A 1623-nucleotide genomic window follows, 5' to 3' on the forward strand; every position below is an offset into this window, starting at 1 on the left:
GAAAAGTGTGTAAGTTATTCTAGATATTTCTTCACACGTTCCTTTAGGTGGTCATCTATTTAGCCCCCTAATGAATTTGGACACCTACTAAGAGTGGTTTTATACTTAAGGTTGCCAAATAAGGGGGCTTTTGTGATGCAAAGACGAAAACATTCTGCTGAATTTAAACAACAGGTGGTACAAGAAGCAATTGAAACAGGCAATAAAGCTTTGGTGGCGAGACGTCACGAGCTCAGTCCAAATCTCGTAAGCAAATGGGTAAAAGCTTTTCAGGAAAAAGGCAATCTAGATCATTCCGGCATTCAAGATATTGTTTCTCCCTCAGGGATCAAACAGTTGGAGGAGGAGAATGACCAGCTTAAAAAGCTGTTAGGCGAAAAAGATTTAGAAATTTCCATTCTCCGTGACGTACTAAAAAAGAAGAACCCTCACTTACTGAAACGCTTGAAATAGCGAATGAGTGGATTGCGAAAGGTTATGCCGTCCGTAAAGTCCTGAAGATTTTAGAGATTTCTCCTTCTACGTACTATTATCAATACAAGAAAGAAGAAAAGTCAGTAAGTGAGGGCAGACCCATTCCGGGCTATTCACTCACTAAGAACGGCAAAAAAATACCGGATGAACAAATACAGGAATGGCTGATGGAACTCATCTCAGGTGAAGCCGGTGTCTATGGCTATCGAAAGTTGTGCCTCCGCCTTCGAAGCGAGTATGCGCTACAGATTAACAAAAAGAAAGTGTACCGATTATGTAAGGAACTCGATATCCTACAGCCACAGCGAGAAGTGAAGTTCCACTATCCAAGAAAATTAGCGAGGAACCGGATCATCACTGAATCGAATCAGCTGTGGGAAGCAGATATTAAATACGGCTACATCGAAGGTGAAGAGCGTTTCTTCTTTATTCTATCGCTCATTGATGTATATGACCGTTCCATCATTGATTATCATATTGGTTTACATTGTACCGGACACGACGCTGGCCAACTCGTGCAGCGTGCCTTGTTTAAGCGTCAGCAATTTGAAAGAGAAACAAAGCCAGTCATTCGAACGGATAATGGTCCACAATTTATTTCTCTAGCGTTTCAGAAAGCATGTGAAACGTTCCACATCGAACATGAACGCATTCCGCCGAGAACACCGAATATGAATGCCCATATCGAGTCGTTTCACCGATTACTAGAGTATGAATGTTTGAGGCGGTTCGCTTTTCATTCCTACGCAGATGCGTATCATGAGGTGGCTGAATACATGGATTTCTACAATAATCGAAGAATCCATTCGAGTATTTTAGATTTAGCACCAAATGAATTTTATCAACGAAACCAAACAGAAGAGCTAACGATTAAAGAAGTGAGAGTATGAGGCAGGATGATTTTCTTGCCTCACCTAAAATAAAGAGCAATTCTATGAAATAATGAGCTAAGAGTAGTATGTGTCCAAAATTAGGGGGTTAACCCGTTTTGTACACCTTTTTGCTGATGTAATCTTTAAAACGAAAGAATCTCACTTCTTGTGCAAATTCTGAAGGTACAATGTTGTTTTCAATTAGCATTTTTAAATTAGACAACGTAAGCTTACTTTTTGGTTCTGATATTAAGCTAATAAAGGCCTTCATGATTTC

At 39.9% G+C, this 1623-nt stretch carries 2 protein-coding genes; both read left to right on the top strand.

Annotation, left to right across the window (positions count from 1 at the left end; genetic code table 11):
* Positions 1 to 135: 135 nt before the first annotated feature.
* Complete coding sequence (locus ACWF0M_RS38095; RefSeq protein WP_014479904.1) at positions 136 to 453, top strand: transposase; 318 nt, start codon at positions 136 to 138, stop codon at positions 451 to 453.
* Positions 454 to 464: 11 nt separating this feature from the next.
* On the top strand, positions 465 to 1364 hold the full coding sequence (locus ACWF0M_RS38100) for an IS3 family transposase (protein WP_026113687.1): 900 nt from the start codon (positions 465 to 467) through the stop codon (positions 1362 to 1364).
* The last annotated feature ends 259 nt before the right edge of the window (positions 1365 to 1623 follow it).

Source organism: Kribbella sp. NPDC055110 (genome assembly GCF_053607525.1).

Excerpts from the sequence above, each read along its gene's own strand:
- ACWF0M_RS38095 (WP_014479904.1), top strand. The coding sequence starts at position 136 with ATGCAAAGACGAAAACATTCTGCTGAATTTAAACAACAGGTGGTACAA.